Here is a 19,803-nt window from a genome sequence, read left to right as displayed (position 1 = left end):
AAAAGTCAGTCAGAAAGTTGCTGGCTTGCTACATAAAGCGAGTGGTAGGATCCTCATACTATTCGTTGCTCGATGCTTTTGAGCCCTAAGAGCGAGCATCAGATGAGAGATGTAACGTAGACAAGGCGTTAAACCCGATGCAGTGGATCTACATCGGGTTCTTGGCCTTAAAGAATCATCATTCGTTGGGATTTGGCTGGTAATGCAAAATCATCATCGAAGTTGGTGAGAGCAATACTTCGCCCTCTGCATGACCTGGGTTTAAGTTGCGCACGTTAGTATCACAGATCGTTACCCACTCCTGATGGCGCTCATTTGGTAATTTAAAGCGCGCGGTCGCGTTAGTTTGGTTGATGAGGTACACCAATTCTTGCCCGTTTTTGCCAATCCCAAGATGAAGCGCCACAGAGCTTAAACGGTTCCAGTCATCATGCTCCATGAGGCTCCCGTCGGAACGACGCCAGAAAATACGGTTGTTGTTTCGGTTCTCGCCGCTGAAAGCACGAATAAATGGCACCATGTATTGATTTCGGTTGGTGACCATTTGCGACATCCACGTTTTAAAGTGCTTTTTACGCTCCGTTTCCCCCCAGTTTAGCCAACTGGTCTCGTTATCCTGACAGTAGGCATTATTATTGCCACCTTGGGTGTGAGACAGTACATCCGCCGTGAGAATATGAGGAATACCAAAAGCAAACAGCAAACTGGCGATGAGGTTACGTTTTTGTTTTTCGCGCGTGGCGATGATCATTAGGTTTTCTGTCTCGCCTTCTACGCCGTAGTTCTCTGATCGGTTATCGCCATGCCCATCACGGTTTTCTTCGCCATTGGCTTCGTTGTGTTTGTGTTTGTAAGACACCAAATCTTGCAACGTGAAACCGTCATGATACGTAATGTAATTCACTGTCAATTTATACGGCCAATTAGCAGCGCTATAAATATCGCGAGAGCCCATTAAACGAGTAGCAAATTCTTTTAAGTAACCTTGGTCACCACGCCAGAAACTGCGAGAAATATCACGCAGTTTGTCGTTACATTCATTCCAACCAAATGGAAAGTTTCCGACTTGATAGCCGTTTGGCCCAATATCCCACGGTTCGGCAATCAGCTTGGTTTCTCTCAGCACAGGGTCTTGAGCAACGGCTTTGAAGAATGCCGCCTCAGAATTGTAGTCATCTCCCTGACGGCCCAAAGTGGCGGCTAAATCGAAACGGAAACCATCGACGTTGAATTCGCTGACCCAATAACGCAACGTGTCCATTACGAGGTTTAAGGCGGGTTGGTAGGTCAGATCCACCGTGTTTCCGCAGCCAGTGTAATTGGCAAAGTGATTACCATGTTTAAGATAAAAACGACAATCAAGCGCCTTGAGGTTGAAAATTGTTGGTCCCTCCCCCCTTCCGCGGTGTGGTTATACACAACATCGAGAATCACCTCGATACAGTGTTTGTGCAGTTCTCGAATCGTCGCTTTCAGCTCTGTAACGGCGTCTTTTTCTGCGTAACGCGGATCTGGCACCATGAAAAGGTAAGGATTGTATCCCCAGTAATTGACCTTCTTCATTTCTAATAAGTGAGGTTCATGCATACAGGCTGCGACAGGTAGCAATTGCAACGTGTTGATATTTTGCTGCTTATAAAAGGCCAGCATTTGAGGTGACACCAAGCCTAAATAACGACCTTTTAGTTTGTCTTCGACTTCCGGGTGTAACTGAGTGAGACCTTTTACATGAGTCTCAAATAACACCATTTCTTCTCTTGGGATACGGGGATGAACCGTATCTTGCCAGTCAAAATTATCCTCGATGACAATGCATTTCGGCATATCAAAGCTTTTTGCTGGAGAATAAGGAGGATGATAATGGAGAGCTTTATCGATCGACTTTGCATAAGGATCGGAAATCAATAATGGCTCCCCTTGATGAGAAACAAGGTACGCGTATTTCTGTCCAGATTGGATATTCGGAATAAAAGTATGACGTATGCCTGCGTATTCGCTAGGCAAATCATGAAGCGTGTAACTGCCATCGTCGGCAAACAAGGCGAGTTTTATATCTTTGTTACCCGGTGCGTGAATAGAGAAGTTACAGCCTTCTTTATTGACGCTTGCACCCAAAGGGTAGGGGTGAGAGAGAAATCGTGTCATTAGAGATACTTTTATTTAATAATTTATTACTACCTTAGGAAACTATAAGTTAAAGACTTTGTCTTACTAAGGTCAACCACCTTAAATATAAAAATAGTCATGTAATTTAATTACTTTATATGACGGCTTAGCGTCAAAAATATGAAATGGCTATCACTTTGTAGCGGTCTAAAACCGAATAAACTTACTAATTCCTCCCCAGATTGGTGATCTGACTCGAAAAAACACCATTCGGTAAACGTTCTACTCCTTTCTCATCCCCCCTAAATTAGTTTGGGGCGGAGGACGTCATCCTTGTGCGTCTCGGGTAATCTCAAAACTGTTGAAACAAACGGGGATTCGTTCCCATCTTACCTCTCTTTCTTTAGGTGTGTTTTTACTGCCTATATTCACCTAAAAGAGTGAGCAGGGAAGACAGAATTATAAATACCCTTAATGGAGTTAAGAATGAAAAAAGTAAGTGCAATTGCTGCTGCTGTGGCTGCAACGTTAGCTGCTGGTTCTGCATTCGCAGTGGATTTCCACGGTTACATGCGTGCTGGCGTTGGCGTGAACGCTGACGGTGGTCAACAAATCGATTTCAAAAAGAGTCAAATCGGTCGTCTAGGTAACGAAAGTGACGTTTATGGTGAAGTCCAACTAGGTAAAGAAGTTTACAATAACAACGGTAAAACGTTCTACGTAGACTCTATGTTCGCTATGACATCTGATGGTTCTAACGACTGGGAAGGTACTGCAACTAACTGTAGCATTAGTGGTTCAGACCTAACTTGTAAAGATGATGCACAATTTGCTCTACGTCAGTTCAATGTTCAAGCTAAAGGCGTATTAAACTTTGCTCCTGAAGCGACACTATGGGCAGGTAAGCGTTACTACCAACGTCACGACATCCATATCTCTGACTTCTACTACTGGGATACATCTGGTGCAGGTGCTGGTGTAGAAAACATCGAAGCTGGTCCTGGTAAGCTATCTTTTGCATGGATTCGTAACGACCGTGATTCTCTTGAAGATTCTGGCAACAAGAGTGGCTCTCTAAACGTAAACACTCTAGACGTACGTTATGCTGGTCTTCCAGTGTGGGAAAATGGCTCTTTAGAAGTTGGTGTTAATTACGCTCTTCTAAACGAATCTGATGATGCATCTACTGGTGCTAAAGACGCACAAGACGGCGTAATGTTCACTGCTGAATTGACTCAAGGTCTAGACGCTGGCTTCAACAAAACAGTAGTTCAGTATGGTACTGAAGGTTATGCACAGACAATGGCATTCTACGGTGGCGGTAGCTGGTACGCTGCAGAAACTAAAGATGGTGCTTCAGGTTACCGCCTAATCAACTGGGGTGTAATCGGCATGGGTGAAAACTGGGAAATGGGTCACCAGTTAGTGTACGGTGTAGGCGAAGACATGGGTTCTTGGTCATCAAAATGGAAAACTGCATCTGTAGTAGTTCGCCCTATGTACAAATGGGATGATAACCACAAGACTATCTTCGAAGCAGGTTACGGTATGGACGATAACGATGGTTTCGAAAGTGACTACGGTAAGTTCACAGTGGCGCAGGCATGGTCTGCTGGTTCTAGCTTCTGGGCTCGTCCAGAGATCCGTCTATACGCTACATACCTAACAGCTGATGATGACAACAGCTCAAAAGTATTTAACGGCGGTCGTTCAGACGATACGTTCCAATTCGGTGTACAAGCTGAAGCTTGGTGGTAATCATCTAACCACTAAGTCCTAAATTGTCCTAGAATAATACAGCCAGAACTTATCTGGCTGTATTTATTTAAAAAACAATAAAGAGTCGAGGTAGACAGTAATGAAAAAATGGCTTGCTCCCGTATTGCTGGGCATGTTGGCGACTAGTTGTGCGTCCGTAGAACAAGTAGAGATGAGCCCAGAAGGTCAGCAACAAGTGATCACGCAATCGGGTGATATTCAATGGGTACCAATTGATGTACCTGTGGTTACTGAATTCGCTTTGACTGACAAAAGCCAAATGCTGTTGGATGGCAACAGTGCTGGCGCTATTGCAGCGTTTTCTCTTCCGGGCAATCGTGGCAGTCTCGATATCAAATTAGAGACATTCGTAAGTAAAGAACTTCAATTTTATGCTCCCAATGTTGCAGTGATGAACTCGGCGGGAGAAACTATTTACCAAGCAGATTTTTCAAAGTTTAAGTACGAGCCAGCTAAACTGTTGGACAACGATAAATTCGTACTTGATTTGAATGTTATTCCAGACATGACAGGTAATGACCTGCACGTATTGATTTACACGACTTCCTCTGATTTAAAAGGCAGTACGCAAGTTTTGCATCCTGCAAAAGCCTTCGCCATGGCGCGCCACACCCAGCCACCAGATATTGCAGACCCACTAGCGAAACACAGCCCATTGGGTCAGTTCCGTTTGTCGGTATCCGCAAATGATATTGTGAATACCAAGATTGTTGCGAAAAACGACAACATTCCTCAAGGTACGGATCTCACTAGCTACTACCACAGCTCAATTAAAGCGGCCGTTGCTGAAAATAATATACCGAAAGCACTCACCTTGCTCGATGAAGCAAAAGAGCTAGGTATTGAAGACGCACAACAAGTGTTTGTTAAAGCCGTAAATAAAAAATAATTGAATATAAAAGGCCAGCAAAATGTTGGCCTTTTTCATAAAAAATAAACCAATAAAAAATACCCCTACATAGAGTTACCTTATTCACATAACTATTTTTATTGCTTTGTTTTTTATATTTATTAGGTCAATAATTAATGACGTTTCCTAACTTATGTTTTTATGCTTAGGAAATAAATAAAACTCTCGAAGTGATTTAAATTCGCAAGTCGAAGATATTTATTTAGTGTTCGATGTTTCCATGTTGTTCACGATTGATATTTTTATCAATCGTTGAGTTTATTTTGCTTTGGATATACTAAAAAGGAATTACGTGAAATGAACATGATGAAAACCTCTCTTGCTGCTGCCCTACTTGTTGCCTTAGTGGGTTGTCAATCGACGGCAGAACCAGAAGCCGCCGCCGAGCCCGTTGTGAATATGTCTCAAGACGAAGTGGTTGCTTTCATGAAAGCGTGTGACAACCCAGATAGTACGGCGAAAGGACCAATTTCTAAGTCTCTGTTTGTTGTGGGCACATTTGCTGATTCTGATTGGAAGCATGTGCCGCAACGTCAATATATATATAAAGGCAATAATTTTTATCAAGTCGTGACGCAGGAAAAATCCGGTTCTTATAAAATGCAATATGCGACTGAATTGTGGTTCCCACAATTTACCGCAAAAGGTAATCGAATGAACGTTGGTGAATTAACGCCACTCACATTTGGTGGTTACGGTACTGATACTTCGGTTGATATTAAAGAAGAAGGAAAATATGTCTGGAGCCTTCAATTTGAAGGAAAAGGTAAACCGCTTCACGTCATGGTAAATAAGTGCCAATAATATTCCATTCAGTTATTTAAAAATTTTTATTTATTAACCCCTACATGGGATACATGTTGGGGTTAATTTTATTACTCAAATGTTTGTACGTAATTTGGGTAAGTTAGGGAGAATAAAATGTGTAACGTTCGACGTAACCATCGCCTGTATCGATCGCTGCTTGCGTTAAGTGTGATTGGGGCTTTATCTGCGTGTAATTCTTCTGGTGGTGATAGTAATAGCAGCACTCCGCTACCGGATACCAGTTATGCTTGCCAAGCCAATGTCATGGAGCAAAGCAACCAACTTCGCACTTACCAAATCATGGTAGAAAGTTTTGTCGATGGGGATTCGTCTATCGGCCACGGTACGGGCTATGGCACCAGTCATCACAGTGGTGACCTTCAAGGGATTATTGATTCACTTGATTATATTCAAGATTTAGGGATGAACGCGATTTGGCTGACACCAGTTTTTGAATCAGAAGCGATAGATGGACAAGATCACTGGGCGGATCGTTTGGATGCCACCGGTTACTTTGCGACAGATTACTTTAAGATCGACCCCAAATTTGGTGACTTAGCGACTGCGAAAACTTTAGTCGAAGAAGCGCACAAACGCGGTTTGTACGTCTTCTTTGATGGCGTATTTGGTCATCACAAAGATGGCTTGATCAAACCCTCACCTTCCGGCTTGTTGCCTTCGGGATCGAACAATCCCGTTGATTACCCGGCCAGTCTCGATTTCTACAAAGAAGTGGCGACCTATTGGGTCAAAGAACTCAAGATTGACGGCTGGCGTTTAGATCAAGCCTATCAAGTTCCGACAGACGCTTGGACGCAACTTCGCAAAGCCGTCGATGAAGCCTCGCAAAGTGTGACGTACACCAATCGTGAAGGCGCTCAAGTGAATCCGTTGGGTTACATGGTGGCAGAGGTTTGGAAAGGAGAATTTGAGATCGCGAATGAGGCGTATGGCTCGAACAGCGATCCGGCATTATGCTCTGCATTTGACTTCCCAATGCGCTATCGCATCGTAGAAACATTGGCCGTGAATGAGAGCGGCGTGGGTGGTCGCGGTGTGGATTGGCTGGACAACGGCTACAGCACACACAACCAATATCCAACGCATGCGCAGCCGAATTTGATGATCGGCAACCATGATTTAGTGCGCTTTGGTGACTTGTTGCAGCGCGGAAGCTTGGCGGATGTGAATGATGCCGAATATTGGCTGCGCCATAAAGCTGCGTTTGCCTTCCAGGCTGCGTATACCGGGCCAATCACGCTGTACTACGGCGATGAAATCGGGGATCAAGTGGATGGTTTTGCTGCAAAAGTAGACAACAGCACCTGCGCCATTCAAGGTTTTTGTGATGATCACGTGGCGCGCAGCAGTGCTAAAATTGAAGGCGTGACGGCGACACTTGATGCAAACCAAGCCGATCTCAAAGCCTACGTGAAATCTTTGATGACGATGCGGGACAAGCACCCGGCACTATATCAAGGCTCACGTACGAACTTGTTATCGAGCAATGGCACTTATGTGGACCTTAAAAAGTCGGATGATGAGCGAGTATTGTTTGCGCTCAACACCTTAAAAGGTGTGAGAACGGTGACTCTTTCAGAAGAGCGTATCGGTAGTGAGTTGGTAGACTTGCTCACGGACGAGAAAATAGTCCCAACGAATGGCCAATATCAGATCCCCATGTCGCCGCTACAAGGTCGATTTTTTGCTATAACGCCTTAACCTACTCATCTCAAGAGTTGATTACTGCGTTGAGTAACTGGCACTTCTAAGATATACAAACCAAGTGTTGTCGCTGTCCCCCCATCAGCGCTCACTTGGTTTTTTTATTCACGCTTCCTGTTTTGCATTGAGCTTTAATACCCTTAAGGCGATTGGTGAGACAACGTAGTGGTCAGTTATTGATTCAACCTTCACAACCTGTAACGGGAAAACAGCAACGAGCATGAGTTGTTACTTACACTCGCATGAACAGTGATGGCTTGATAATCCGTTGGGAATTGAAGAATGGTCAAACACGAGTGCCGTTTTAACCAAGGTTATGAATCTTCTACAACGCTCGAAAAAGTATGTTTGAACCAGTTTTTGCAGGCACTAAGCCGTCTACGTAAGATATAAAAAGGGAAAGCGCAGTGCTTCCCCGTTTTATTATGGACGTCTTTTTAGACGAACTTAGTTCTTGGTCACCGTAATCACCGGCGCTGCTTTCTCTGCTGCGTTGAAGTGGAAGTGGTAGTTTCCTGCTTCAGCAATCGCAATTTTTAAGTTTGCGCTATCGCTACCGACTTCCATCGTCAGCGCTTTACCAAGCTCAACACTGCCTTCGCCGCCGAAGTTGGTGTCTGCTGCCCAGTCTGCGCTCGCCACTTTCATCTCGTCGTTGCCCGCCGCTAGATCAATGTCTAGCGAGTAAACGTCATTTGCTACATAGCTGAATTTCGCAGCGGAGTCTTGCGCCGGAGTATCCCATGTGGTGATAGTGCCACGTAGGTAAAGTGCTGTTTCACCGAACGTTGGCGCATCGGCTGCTTTTGTTACAGATAGCACTGGTTTTTCTACGCTTTCATCTTGAACATGTAACGCGTTCAGAGTGAAGTTGTACTTACCTGTTTCAGCAACAGACAACTTACAGTTACCCGCTGTGCCTAAGTCTAGTGAGCCAGAATCTAAATCCGCAGCATCACAACCGATGTTTGGATTTGCCCAGCCTGAGTCCGCAAATTTGAACTCGTGTTCACCTGCTTCAAGAACGCCAGTTACAGAGTACATACCGTTACCAATGAAGGTCATCGCCCAGTCGCTGCTGTCTGACCAATCATTCATGGTGCCTTGTACGTAAACCGCTGTATCGCCGTAAGGAGGAATGCTCGATACGTCTTTGTTATCCGTGTTTACTGGTAAACCTGTACCTTGAGCGCCATTTTGTGGCTGAACAAATACGGCCGTCGTTAGAGCCGGAACGGTGAACGTTTCGCCTGAGAAATTTGCGTCTTTCACGATAGGGTCTGCCGAGTTTTGTTGAACCGCATGAAGTTCAAAACCAGACGCCCCAGCCACGTTAAAAGATTTCACAGTTGATGTTGAGTTCACCACGGCCACGATAGCATCGTAATTAGGGTCGAGATCAGTACCAGCCGATGTACCATCATCAATAGACATCACAATCAAGCCTTCGGTTTGATCTTGACCTACATTGCGGAAATCGACACGATTCATCACTTCTTGCGCGGTATCTAGGCGGAACAGTTCGCTTGTGCTGCGGATTTTCAGCAATTCTAGAAATTGCTGCTTGGTGAGTTCAATGTCGGTCATGTCAGGCTTCGCCGTCGTGTCGCCCACGATGGTTTTGATCAACGCCCAGTTTGCACCGTCTTTGTCTTCACGTGGCAGACCAACGTTCCAGTTATTGTCGCTTCCATCGAAGAATACACGGTTGAACCAGTCACCAGAATCGTAAGAGTCACGCTGCATTGACTTAGAGCGCAATAGCTCAGAACCCATGTGAATGAACGGAATACCTTGACCTAGCATCACCGTTGATAGGGATACAGACTGCATTCGTGCGCGCTCAGCAGAACTTATTCCTGTCGCAATCTTGTAGGCGTTGTTGTCCCACAGGGTTTGGTTATCATGTTTAGACACATAAGAGATATTTTCTGATGGTACTTTTGTGTAGCCTGCTGGAGCACCATTGTAATCAACGCTCTTACCAAGTTTTGTGTCACCTTTATAATCCAGAAGAACGTAGTCAGCTAAGTTACCAGCCATGCCTAGACGAACCAGATCTTGGTTGTGTAGACGACCATTCACAGATTCAGCGTCAGTTTTGGTTTCTTCGTTAGGATAAGCGGCGTTACCAAAGCCTTGATTGAAGCGAAGTGGGTGCTTACCTTCAGAATCTACACCGCCATCAAACGGGCTACCGCCACGAACGGCGTCACGCAGACGATCCGAGAAAGTGCCGATTTCTGTACCCGCCATGTTGACTTGTGTTGCTTGATCGAAGCGAGCGTTTTGCGCGACTTCACCGAAGTCCCAACCTTCGCCGTAGAACAAGGTATTCGGGTCGATCTCACGGACTTTTTCAAGTGCGTAGACCATGACATCTTTCGGCTGGTGGCCCATAAGGTCAAAACGGAATCCATCAACGTTGTAGTCATCCGCCCAAACCATTAATGAGTCGACCATTAGTTTACCCATCATTAAGTTTTCGGTTGCGGTGTTATCACAACAGGTTGAGTTTTCTACGCCGCCAGTGTTGACGTTTAAGCGGTGGTAGTACCCAGGGACAATTTTATCCAGTACCGATTTTTCGTTCACACCGGAGGCATTGGTGTGGTTATACACCACGTCCATGACCAGTTTCAGATCCATTTTATGCGTCGCTTGAACCATTTCACGGAATTCAAGGATACGCTTAGCACCGTTTGGATCGGTTGCATAACTGCCTTCCGGCACCGTGTAGTGGTATGGGTCGTAACCCCAGTTGAAACTGTCTAGCATACGAAGATCGTTCATCAACGCTTGCGCTGAGTCTGTTGTAGGATCGTAGCTGTTTAATACCTCTTCAATCACTTTGCCATCGTCTTCTGTCTCACAGATAGACGCTTCTGGCTTAATGCCACAAAGCTTACCGACGGTGTCGGTGATGTCGACTCGTTTCTCGGCGTCTTCATCCACAGTCGCAATATCAAACGCTGGTAGAATATGCAGTGTCGTGAGACCGGCATCCTTTAACGCTTGTAAGTGGGAGACAGATTCACGCTCAGGTTCTGTAAGGGCAAGGTATTTACCGTCTAGGCTCGGTGTGCCTTTGCTGTCATTAAAGCTGAAATCACGAAGATGTGATTCGTAAAGGACGTGGTCTTCGTCTTTTATAACCGTTGGTCGCACGATATTGTCCCAACCTTGAGGTTTCAAACTTGGGTCATCGAGGTCTACCACTTGCGAGTATCGCGAGTTCTTAGACAAGCTTAGTGAATAAGGGTCGGTTACCAAGCGGGTTTCGACTACACCAGTGGTTGGGTGGTAAACCTTGACTTGGTAACGGTAGTATTTGTTTAAGACGTTGCTTTGTGCTTCAGAGACCCAGACACCGGTTGCCGGATCTTCTGTCATCGTTACAGTCGCTTCTTCTGCTAAATTCTCATCGTAGATAATAAGATCAACATCTTGAGCAGTTGGTGCCCAAAGTTTGAAGGTCGCAGCGCTGCCTTCCATAATTGCGCCGAGTTCTTGACCCATCGCGTTTCCTGCGCTTTTATCCGCGAATACGGCATCTAAGACGCCGGGTTTTTGTACTTCTGTTGCAGCAGTAACGTTTCCTTCAGTGTTGTAAGCCACCATCACTATTTGTGATTTCAGGATCTTGCGCAGTATTTTGTCATCGACATTGATGGTGGCTGCTTGCATATCCGCGAGATGACGGAAGCGAGACTTAAGCGCATCCGATAAGCCGCCGGCTTTGGTTAATTCAACCGTTGTACCGCCAGTGACTTGTTTATTTTCATCCATTTTGATGTCGTTGCTGAGGCTGTAGAACAGCTTCATGGAATCCGCATTGGCCGCCGCTTCCCAAGCGATGGTTGTGGCATCGAGCCAATGGGCTTTTTGGCCATCAATATCGACAGGGCGCTCTTCGATAGGTGCGTAGTAAAGCTCACTGCTACCGTGGAAACCAAATAAGCCTTTTGATTCGCCAACTTTGGTTAACTCGACTTTAGAATTTGCGCTGCCAAAGGCCTTAGCGTCGCCGTTGTGTAAAATGAAGTTCATACACTCGTGCGGGTCAGAGGCATCAGGGTTCACTTTAAGCACGTAATAAGCGCCGTAAGTATCGTTGATACCATCGAATGGATGAGGCGAAGACCATTGGGTGCCCCCGTCTGCAATCCCCATTGCTTCTAAGTCAGTGCTGGTACAGCCTTCGCCATTCCATAAGTGCAAACCCCAGCCGTCGTAGTCGCTGGCGGTTGACGCTGCGGCAACGTCACGTTTGTAATAAATGACGACCTCGTTCTCTCCCGCAGGGTACAAGCCTGAGCTTGGGTTCGTCGTATCTTCGTTCGTGCTATCACTGCCGCAACCGCTGATTACCGCGACGGAAATCAAAGGCAGTACGGTTTTGGCAATTGCTGATAATTTAAATGTTTTATTGTTCACGTTTACAAATCCATTGTTATTGCATTGATGTTAAGTCGTGAGCTGCCTTCTTTGACTTAATCAGTGAGAAGGTTGCGCACACGCGAGAAAGGCAAGGTGCCGAAAAGGAAATGTTCAACTAGATGCTAATACACGGAATCATCAGCAAAATGTGAGAGTGAGCGGTTAAGTTATTTACAAGTGCAAATTTTCTGTCGCAATCGATTTTGTTCACAAATCAAACAGCAAATCAATTGTATAACAAGATGTTTAACACACTTTTGAAATGTAAATTGTTATGGGAGGAGTAAGGGAGGAGGATAGGGGCTGAGGGTGCCTCAGCCTCAAAAGAGTGATTAGGTTCTATAAAAAACATGGTGATATTTTTCAATAAAAAACAAGTCAGAGTGATATTGAATAAAATCACTGCATCCATTGAGCTGTGGCTTCAGATTTTGGTCAAGTGGTCGTTATATAATACAGGCGGTCGACACAATGTTGGCATTGGAACCTTAAGCTCCTTTTTGAAGGGGTGAATTGGGCCCTGAAATAAAAAAGAGGCTATTTATGAGTAGTATGGGCATTGCCGTTGTGGCAACTGGCCTTTCACTCGTCCTGATATTTGTGTGGATGATCTCGTTGTCGATGCGTAAGCAACGCCTCGAGGCAGAGAGGAAAGCGCGCAAAGCTGCATACCGAAAGGCAATGCAAAAAGCGCGTGAGCAAGAGCGTAAAGAGCGCGAGTTTAAAGCTGAGACGGGACATATCTCGACCATTTTGTTTTTAGCGAAAGAAGCAGAGCGCGACAATATCAAACAAGCGCTGTATTGGTATGATAAAGCGGCCAAGTTGGACAACGTCACAGGCATGTACGGGATTGTTCGTCTTAGTGAACGTATGCGTGAAGATGTCATCCTAAAAGAGCAAGCCAACTTCTGGCTGACCGCGATTGCGGGATTAGAAGGGGACATCAACGCAAAATTTGCCACAGGTAAAGCATTAGTATTTGGCCGAGGTATAGAAAAAAACATACCTAAAGGCCATCAATTGATTGAAACGGCAGCAGAAGAAGGCTGCATAGATGCGATGCTTTATATGGGGGAATGGCTACTTTCCCCAGAGAACACTGCTGGGCATCGTGCTGATGCGCTTTACTGGTTTATAAAGGCGGCAGAGAAGGGCAGTGCAGACGGAAAAATTCAAGTAGGTTTATGTTACTTAAATGGCGTGGGTGTCGAGAAAAGTATGGTTAAAGGCTGTTATTGGCTTGAAAACGCGGCAGAAGGTGGTAGCGCAGAAGCCATGTACCATGCGGGTAAAGCTTGGAAAGATACGGGGAAGACGGGTAACGCGATTGCTTACGTGTGGCTTTTTCTTTCTGCGAATATGGGGTACGAGCCAGCTCGAGTGCTTCGCGATGAAGTGGCGGGGAACATTGGGGTCGATGTGGTGGTTGGGCTGCAATCCATCTCGAAACCATTACAAAGAAAGTTGACGTCGGGAAGAGTGAAAAAGCACTCAATTATTCGTGCACTGAACAAAGTTTATAAACGTGAAGCTTACTTTCCAGATGAGGATGAATTAACCGAAGTACCAAATGATGAGCATAAACAAGAGACTCACGTTTGGGAAAGTACACAGGACTTGAACTTAAAACCAGAGATGACAGCGGTAACTACAGAAAAACCAGCCGCTAAGCAATCTGCTGAGCAAAAACCATCCAAAGAAACACTCGACTTCACACAGAACTTTCTTGAGCCATAATTTATCTTATCCATAAGCCTCTCAATTGAGGCTTTTCTTTTGCCTTTCTGTCTCAGTATCTCTGTCGATCACGACAACAGAGTGTAAACTTATCGAAGCGACTATTTTACTGAGTTGCATACTATTTATGCAATTTTTCAACACATTTTTAGTACTTCGCTAAGGCGGGAGCTGTTTATCTTCAAATAGGGGGGCTTCCCTCTTGATCTACTTCCGCTATTGGGCTCAAATCAAATCTCTTCAATTGATAGTAATAATGATTGAAAAACAATACTTGATGCCCAGAGTTATAGGTGAATATTGTTCATTATTTTATGTAATAATGTAAATTAAAAAATTGCACTATAAATCTTAAATCTTAAATTTTGTTTTTATAATTAGGAATGGATTGTTGATTTTATAATTTATTAGGCGCAAGATGACGTACAAAATAAAATAGTATATAAAATATGTAGAATTACACTAGGAAGTAACTTTTTCATTACATGTTTCAACAGAAATGGAGCGAATTAGTTTGCTCTGTTTTTATTTCTATTAGAGATTTGTGTATGTTGAGAATCATTAGTGCAGATAAATTCATCTCTTCAAGATTTATCTTAGAGTACAGTAAGGCTGAGTTCGCTTCTTTATTAGGCGTTTCCGTTGCTAAGATAAGTAATATTGAAAGTGGAAAATCTTCAATCCCCCCGGTGTACGATTACGCCATTAATTATTTACTTAGTGAACATCCTTTTAAAGATAGTGCTGTTGACGCTTTATGTTCTCACGAAACGTTAAACTTTGCTCGGCGTATTGACGTCAACACCAAAGTAAAGCGCTTGTCCTGCAAGCGCTGCGATAGCCGAAGGCTGCACGTTATGGCAGGAATGAGTGGGTTGTATTTTGTTGAGTGTATGGATTGTAAACATACCATGTACTCGTCAGGCATGTCTGTAAAGCGTTATCAGCAATGGTCGAATGGTGGAGTCAAACTAGATAGTCATTTATTTAATTAAGTTGTTTTTTCTTTATAGTCAAAGTAAAGAGCCATCAATACATGTGTTGATGGCTTTTTTATTATGTGTTTAAATTTGGTTAAAAGTGGAGTGTTTTAAACTGCAATAATATAATTTAACTTATTATATAGTGATGGTAATCTCAAAACTTTATTTTCTTATAATAACCTTCTTTTTAATAATGGGCGTTGTCACATAATTTTTGAAGGAACTTTCCTTTTAGGTGCGCTTCAATATCATTGAGATAGAAATTGAAAAGTGATGAAAGTCTCTAAATTTTAATTCGATGAGATAAGTCTTTTAAATATTAAAATTTAATCACGAAATTTGTAATTTGAATTTTAAATAAATATTTTGTTTGTAATATCTGTCCTTGTCATTTTTATAGAACAAAAAAGAGATATTTCAAATGAAACGTTTAATTATAGGTGTTAGCAATTACATGCCTGAAGACTTTAGCTTATTAGCTGAATCTTTAGATGAACAATTTAATCGTCACTTACTGCCTTTAGAACAAGTTGAATTAACCGACGTTGGTGCTGCTATTATTACGTCAGCAGACATTAAAGCGGGTCTTCATAGAATGATTTCGGAAACTGGGTACGGAATTCCTGTTTTCTTAGTGACCGATGAAACTCCAGTTTCAGCAGAAGATTACGTTTGGTTAACGGGTGTTATTGATTTAGAAAGACAATCTATCGATTACTACTGCCGTCAAATTAATGAAGCCGTGACTAAATATGAGTGTCGTCTGCTCCCTCCTTTCTTTAAGCAATTAACGCACTACGTTGAGATGGGTAATTCGGCGTTTGACTGTCCGGGACACCAAGGTGGTCAGTTCTTCAAAAAACACCCTGCTGGTAAACAATTCTACGATTTCTTTGGCGAAAACTTATTCCGTAGTGACTTGTGTAACGCGGACGTAGACTTAGGTGACTTACTGATCCACGAAGGTTCTGCACATCAAGCGCAAACACACGCTGCAAAAGTATTTAACGCTGACAAAACTTACTTCGTACTCAACGGTACTTCTGCTTCAAACAAAGTGGTGTGTAACGCGCTAGTAACTGAAGGCGATTTGGTATTGTTCGACCGTAACAACCACAAGTCGAATCACCACGGCGCGTTAATCCAAGCGGGTGGTATGCCAGTTTACCTAGAAACGGCGCGTAACCCTTGGGGCTTCATTGGAGGTATGGATGAGCACTGTTTCGATGAAGAGTACATTCGTGCTCAAATCGCGAAAGTATCTCCAGAGCGTGCACGTGATAAACGTCCGTTCCGCCTGGGCATCATCCAGTTGGGTACTTACGACGGTACAATTTATAACGCTCGTTACGTCATGGATAAGATCGGCCACCTTTGTGACTACATCTTGTTTGACTCGGCATGGGTAGGCTACGAGCAGTTCATCCCTATGATGAAAGACTGTTCGCCACTGCTATTGGATCTGAAACCAGAAGATGCGGGTGTGATCGTGACTCAGTCTGTTCACAAGCAACAAGCTGGCTTCTCTCAAACATCGCAAATCCACAAAAAAGACCGCCATATTAAAGGCCAAGCTCGTTACTGCAATCACAAACGCTTTAACAACGCGTTTATGATGCACGCATCGACATCTCCGTTCTATGCGTTGTTTGCTGCATTGGATGTGAACGCGAAGATCCACGATGGTGAAGCAGGCTTACGTTTATGGAGCGACGCGGTTAAGACAGGTATCGAAGCGCGTAAAGAAATTCTCAAAAGTTGTGAGTTAATTCGTCCGTTCATTCCAAGTGAAATTGAAGATCAACCTTGGGGCAGCTACGACACTGATGTGATCGCGACCAATAAGAAGTTCTTCATGTTCGAGCCGGATGCAAACTGGCACAAGTTTGAAGGTTATGGTGAAGGTCAATACTTTGTTGACCCATGTAAATTGTTGCTAACCACGGCAGGTATTGCCGAAGACGGCAGCTACGCAGATTTCGGTATTCCGGCAACGCTATTGGCGAATTTCCTTCGCGAAAACGGCATCATCCCTGAGAAGTGTGACTTGAACTCCATCTTGTTCCTACTCACTCCTGCTGAAGACATGGGTAAGATCCGTCACCTTGTCGCGCAAATCAACCGATTTGAAAAATTCATTCGTGATGATGCACCTCTCAGTATCGTGCTACCAGGCGTCTACGAAGCGAACAAAGAGCGCTACCGTGGTTACACCATCCGTCAGCTATGTCAGGAAATGCATGACATGTACAAAGAGCTGAACGTGAAGCAGCTACAAAAAGCGATGTTCCGCAGTGAATACTTCCCACAAATGGTTCATAAACCAGACGTGGCAACACGCAAATACTTCCGTGGTGAATGCGATTACCTACCACTTAAAGAGGCCGTCGGCCGAGTAGCCGCCGAAGGTGCACTACCTTACCCTCCAGGCATCATCTGTGTGATCACTGGTGAAATTTGGACTCAACAGGTGGTGGATTACTTCTTATCTCTAGAAGAAGGCATCAACCGCTTCCCAGGCTTCGCGCCAGAAATTCAAGGTGTGTACCTTGAAGATGTCGACGGTCGCACTACCGCACATTGCTATGTCCTAAAAGATTAATCTACCCGTTCGCACCACGCTCCGGCGTCGTGCGAACCGCTTATTCGTGGAGAATAATTTATGAGTACTGAAACTAAAAAAATGTCGGTGGTGCAGTTAACCATTCTGACATTCATCAACATGGCCGGCTCCGGTATCATCATGCTGCCAAGTAAACTGGCGCAAGTGGGCACCATTTCTGTGTTGTCTTGGCTGATCACGGCGGCGGGCTCTTTGGCGTTGGCTTATGTGTTTGCAAAATGTGGTCGCTTTAGTAAACGTGACGGTGGTATGAACGGTTACGCGTCTTACGCATTCGGTAAATCTGGTGCGTTTATGGCGGGCTGGACTTACGGTTTGTCGCTCCTTATTGCGAACATTGCGATCGCGATTACCTGTGTGGGTTACGGCTCCGCATTTTTTGAAGTGACCTTATCTCCGGTCGAAACCTGTTTGTACACCATCGCCATTCTTTGGATTTGTACTTTCGCTAACTTCGGTGGCGCGAAAATTACAGGCCAAATCGGTATCTTCACCGTATGGGGTGTGATCCTGCCGGTATGTTCGCTAGGTATTGTTGGTTGGTTCTGGTTTAACCCAACCATGTACATCGAAGCTTGGAACCCACACAGCTTGCCATTTGGTGAAGCTGTGAGTGCTTCTATTGCCATGACACTATGGGCGTTTCTTGGTCTTGAATCGGCCTGTGCGAACTCAGAAGCGGTAGAAAACCCAGAGAAGAACGTACCAATCGCAGTGCTAGGCGGTACGTTGATTGCTGCTGTAGTTTACATCGTATCGACAAACATCTGTTCTGGTATCGTTGCAAACTCTGAGCTTGCCGCGTCTACCGCACCATTCTCAACCGTATGGTCTGTGATGCTTGGCTCTACAGCAGGTAAAGCGGTTGCTGGTATGGCGGTATTGGCGTGTGCGGGTTCTCTATTAGGTTGGCAATTCACTATCGCGTCAGTGTTCAAGTCGTCTTCTGATGCGGGCTTCTTCCCTAAATTGTTCTCTCAGGTGGACAAACGTGGTACGCCAATTAAAGGTATGCTCGCGATTACTATCATCCAATCGGTATTGTCTCTAATGACGATTTCTCCAACGCTGAATGAGCAGTTCGAAGCGCTGGTTAACCTAGCGGTAGTAACAAACGTTATCCCTTACATTCTATGTATGGGCGCAATCTTCATCATGCAGCAAGTGGCAGACGTGCCAGAGCGCGAGATGAAAACCACCAACATTATCGCTCTGATTGGTTCCTTATACAGCTTCTACGCGCTATATGGTTCTGGCTACGAAGCGATGATGTGGGGGTCAATCGTAACCTTCCTAGGCTGGAGTGCTTACGGTCTGATTGCTGCGAAGCATGAGCCTTTAGCAAATTAAAAAATAATAATGAAAGAGCCTTCCTAAACGTGGTGTGGAAGGCTCTTTGTTTTTAGGCGTTTATGCCAAGCCCACGTCAGATCAAGGCTCTGGGAATAAATATCCAATGATGTAAAAACTCATTTTCGACATTTGAAGGACGAAAGATGATAAGTCAACCTGTTAAAATCGGTGACGATACCGCCGTAGTCATTCCAAGCGTAATCCTGACTCAGCTCGGGATAAGGGAAGGAGATACCCTAGAAATCGCACTGAATAAAGACAAAATGGAAATCAAGAAGATGGTGTTGAAAACCTACGCTCCAACTTACTCTGAAGAAGTTAACGAGAATTGAGTTAGAGAATCATAGTTTGTCGGATACACTACTGGTTTGGCAAAACTGGCGCTTGCCGCTGTGTTTGAACTATCGATAACAACAATAAGAGGTAAGGTACTATGCAAGGTATCCTCTCTATACAATCTCATGTTTCTTTTGGTCATGCTGGTAACAGCAGTGCCGTTTTCCCAATGCAGCGCATGGGTTTCGAAGTATGGCCGATTCATACCGTGCAATTTTCTAACCACACGCAGTATCAAGAAGGTTGGACTGGGCGAGCGTTTGCGGCTGAAGACATCAGCGAGTTGGTTCGTGGTCTGGGCAACATCGGGGCCTTGGAAAAATGCCAAGCGGTGTTAACGGGCTACCAAGGTAGTGCAGGACAATGTCTTGCTATCGAAGAAACCGTGACGAAAGTGAAAAAGGCCAATCCAAAAGCACTTTACGTTTGCGATCCTGTGATGGGCGCGCCAGATAAAGGCTGCATCGTGGCTCCGGGTATTGCTGAGAACCTACTGACTCGTTTGATGCCAATGGCAGACGTGATCGTTCCGAACCAATTCGAGCTAAGTCAATTTGCTGAGATGGAAATCCACTCGCTAGACGATGCGATCACGGCATGCCAACGTGCGTTGGCGAAAGGTCCAAAAATTGTACTTGTGAAACACCTTTACTGCCTAGAAAACGGCAGCTTCAACATGCTGCTGGCAACCCAAGAAGGCATTTACCTTGCGAAGCGTCCTCAGTTTGAGTTTGCCAAACAACCCGTCGGTGTGGGTGACCTTATCTCGGCGATCTTCACCACTGGATTATTGAAAGGCTGGTCTCCTAAACAAGCTTTCCAACACTGTCATGACGCGTGCTACGGGGTTCTGAGTGTAACGTACCATGCGGGTGAGTGGGAACTGCAAACCATCGCTGCTCAGCAAGAGTTTGTTGAGCCAAGCAAACACTTTCCAATAGAAGAAGTTGCTCGAGCGGCTGCGTAAACTGATTAGTACAGTTAAACAAAAAAGGGGAGCC

At 44.7% G+C, this 19,803-nt stretch carries 11 protein-coding genes and 1 pseudogene; 10 read left to right on the top strand and 2 right to left on the bottom strand.

The window, feature by feature from the left end; translation table 11 throughout:
• Positions 1 to 178: 178 nt before the first annotated feature.
• Positions 179 to 2,145, bottom strand: a pseudogene (glgX, locus tag AC3D28_RS17170) (glycogen debranching protein GlgX).
• 447 nt (positions 2,146 to 2,592) lie between these two features.
• On the opposite strand from glgX, the gene AC3D28_RS17165 reads away from it, so the two are divergent.
• The 4 genes from AC3D28_RS17165 to AC3D28_RS17150 all read left to right on the top strand — a co-directional run bounded on the left by AC3D28_RS17165 (position 2,593) and on the right by AC3D28_RS17150 (position 7,324).
• A complete protein-coding gene (locus AC3D28_RS17165; RefSeq protein ID WP_488536802.1) occupies positions 2,593 to 3,864 on the top strand; it encodes a maltoporin in 1,272 nt (423 codons plus the stop codon).
• A gap of 100 nt (positions 3,865 to 3,964) precedes the next feature.
• Positions 3,965 to 4,774 (top strand): MalM family protein, encoded by an 810-nt coding sequence (locus AC3D28_RS17160; RefSeq protein WP_488536801.1) that lies wholly within the window; start codon positions 3,965 to 3,967, stop codon positions 4,772 to 4,774.
• A 318-nt stretch (positions 4,775 to 5,092) separates the two neighbouring features.
• Positions 5,093 to 5,599 carry a glycosidase gene (locus AC3D28_RS17155; protein ID WP_488536800.1) on the top strand — a complete coding sequence of 169 codons (507 nt, stop codon included), beginning with the start codon at positions 5,093 to 5,095 and terminating at the stop codon, positions 5,597 to 5,599.
• 117 nt (positions 5,600 to 5,716) lie between these two features.
• The gene (locus AC3D28_RS17150) at positions 5,717 to 7,324 is read left to right on the top strand and encodes an alpha-amylase family glycosyl hydrolase (protein WP_488536799.1); all 1,608 of its coding nucleotides are present in this window, start codon (positions 5,717 to 5,719) and stop codon (positions 7,322 to 7,324) included.
• Positions 7,325 to 7,774: 450 nt separating this feature from the next.
• On the opposite strand, the gene pulA is transcribed toward AC3D28_RS17150, so the two are convergent.
• Entirely contained in the window at positions 7,775 to 11,764 is a 3,990-nt protein-coding gene (gene pulA, locus AC3D28_RS17145) for a pullulanase-type alpha-1,6-glucosidase (RefSeq protein WP_488536798.1), read from the bottom strand.
• 546 nt (positions 11,765 to 12,310) lie between these two features.
• On the opposite strand from pulA, the gene AC3D28_RS17140 reads away from it, so the two are divergent.
• From AC3D28_RS17140 to pdxY, 6 genes are all read left to right on the top strand, one after another.
• Positions 12,311 to 13,507, top strand: a complete 1,197-nt coding sequence (locus AC3D28_RS17140) for a tetratricopeptide repeat protein (protein WP_488536797.1) — start codon at positions 12,311 to 12,313, stop codon at positions 13,505 to 13,507.
• Between the two features lie 548 nt (positions 13,508 to 14,055).
• Positions 14,056 to 14,502, top strand: a complete 447-nt coding sequence (locus AC3D28_RS17135) for a helix-turn-helix domain-containing protein (RefSeq protein WP_031780583.1) — start codon at positions 14,056 to 14,058, stop codon at positions 14,500 to 14,502.
• A 409-nt stretch (positions 14,503 to 14,911) separates the two neighbouring features.
• Complete coding sequence (gene speF / locus AC3D28_RS17130; protein ID WP_488536796.1) at positions 14,912 to 17,092, top strand: ornithine decarboxylase SpeF; 2,181 nt, start codon at positions 14,912 to 14,914, stop codon at positions 17,090 to 17,092.
• 60 nt (positions 17,093 to 17,152) lie between these two features.
• Complete coding sequence (potE, locus tag AC3D28_RS17125) at positions 17,153 to 18,463, top strand: putrescine-ornithine antiporter (protein WP_488536795.1); 1,311 nt, start codon at positions 17,153 to 17,155, stop codon at positions 18,461 to 18,463.
• A gap of 146 nt (positions 18,464 to 18,609) precedes the next feature.
• Positions 18,610 to 18,798, top strand: a complete 189-nt coding sequence (locus AC3D28_RS17120) for an AbrB/MazE/SpoVT family DNA-binding domain-containing protein (RefSeq protein WP_488536794.1) — start codon at positions 18,610 to 18,612, stop codon at positions 18,796 to 18,798.
• A gap of 101 nt (positions 18,799 to 18,899) precedes the next feature.
• Positions 18,900 to 19,769: a pyridoxal kinase PdxY gene (gene pdxY / locus AC3D28_RS17115; protein ID WP_488536793.1), complete on the top strand. Its 870-nt coding sequence runs from the start codon at positions 18,900 to 18,902 to the stop codon at positions 19,767 to 19,769.
• Positions 19,770 to 19,803 lie beyond the last annotated feature (34 nt).

This window comes from Vibrio sp. TAP-3B (genome assembly GCF_057784735.1).
The sequence above is the reverse complement of the archived record's forward strand: the minus strand, read 5'-3'. Positions and strand labels throughout refer to the sequence as shown.

What these genes read in the sequence shown, in the direction of transcription:
- AC3D28_RS17165 (WP_488536802.1), top strand. Translation starts at nt 2,593, where the DNA reads ATGAAAAAAGTAAGTGCAATTGCTGCTGCTGTGGCTGCAACGTTAGCT.
- AC3D28_RS17160 (WP_488536801.1), top strand. Translation starts at nt 3,965, where the DNA reads ATGAAAAAATGGCTTGCTCCCGTATTGCTGGGCATGTTGGCGACTAGT.
- AC3D28_RS17155 (WP_488536800.1), top strand. Translation starts at nt 5,093, where the DNA reads ATGAACATGATGAAAACCTCTCTTGCTGCTGCCCTACTTGTTGCCTTA.
- AC3D28_RS17150 (WP_488536799.1), top strand. Translation starts at nt 5,717, where the DNA reads ATGTGTAACGTTCGACGTAACCATCGCCTGTATCGATCGCTGCTTGCG.
- AC3D28_RS17140 (WP_488536797.1), top strand. Translation starts at nt 12,311, where the DNA reads ATGAGTAGTATGGGCATTGCCGTTGTGGCAACTGGCCTTTCACTCGTC.
- AC3D28_RS17135 (WP_031780583.1), top strand. Translation starts at nt 14,056, where the DNA reads ATGTTGAGAATCATTAGTGCAGATAAATTCATCTCTTCAAGATTTATC.
- speF (WP_488536796.1), top strand. Translation starts at nt 14,912, where the DNA reads ATGAAACGTTTAATTATAGGTGTTAGCAATTACATGCCTGAAGACTTT.
- potE (WP_488536795.1), top strand. Translation starts at nt 17,153, where the DNA reads ATGAGTACTGAAACTAAAAAAATGTCGGTGGTGCAGTTAACCATTCTG.
- AC3D28_RS17120 (WP_488536794.1), top strand. Translation starts at nt 18,610, where the DNA reads ATGATAAGTCAACCTGTTAAAATCGGTGACGATACCGCCGTAGTCATT.
- pdxY (WP_488536793.1), top strand. Translation starts at nt 18,900, where the DNA reads ATGCAAGGTATCCTCTCTATACAATCTCATGTTTCTTTTGGTCATGCT.